The 665-nt window shown below is 71.3% G+C and carries 1 protein-coding gene and 1 pseudogene; both read left to right on the forward strand.

Features of this window, described 5'->3' with window-relative positions; genetic code table 11:
- Positions 1-443: uracil-DNA glycosylase (locus VQ03_RS30490; RefSeq protein ID WP_048454689.1), on the forward strand; the 443-nt coding region annotated here is incomplete at its 5' end.
- 130 nt (positions 444-573) lie between these two features.
- Positions 574-665, forward strand: a pseudogene (locus VQ03_RS34915) (KPN_02809 family neutral zinc metallopeptidase); the annotation flags it as partial.

A 665-nucleotide genomic window follows, 5' to 3' on the forward strand; every position in this document is an offset into this window, starting at 1 on the left:
CGCCGGGGGCCGACGAGGATCGGGTCGGCAAGCCGTTCATGGGGCGCTCGGGCCAGCTCCTCGACCGGATGATGGCGGCGATCGGGCTCGACCGCACCAACGCCTATGTCGGCAACGTCGTGCCCTGGCGCCCACCGGGCAACCGCAACCCGACCCCGCAGGAGATCGCGACCTGCAAGCCGTTCATCGAGCGGCAGATCGCGCTGGCCGATCCCGACATCCTGGTCTGCCTCGGCGGCGTCGCTACCCAGGCGCTGGCCGCCACCAAGGACGGCATCCTGAAGTCCCGCGGCCGCTGGTTCCCCTACCGCACCGACAAGCGCGAGATCCGGCTCCTCGCCACCCTGCATCCGGCCTACCTGCTGCGCCAGCCGCTGCAGAAGCGCCTCGCCTGGCGCGACTTCCGGGCCCTGCGCGCCGCCCTCGACGAAGGGAGTCGCTGAACCTCCCGCAGGGATGGCCAAGGGGATGGCCAAGCGGAACCGTGCCGGTCCTGGTCGATTACTCTTGAGCCCGAACGCCGCGCCGCGTAGCCGTCGCGGCCAAGGTTCACGGGCCAATGGGTAGCTGACCATGCGCTGGGAAGATTTTCGCACCTCCGACAACGTCGAGGACCGCCGCGGCGAGGGCGGGGGCGGCGGGTTCGGCTTTCCGGGGGGCGGTGC

It is taken from the genome of Methylobacterium tarhaniae, assembly GCF_001043955.1.
Taxonomy (GTDB): Bacteria; Pseudomonadota; Alphaproteobacteria; order Rhizobiales; family Beijerinckiaceae; genus Methylobacterium; species Methylobacterium tarhaniae.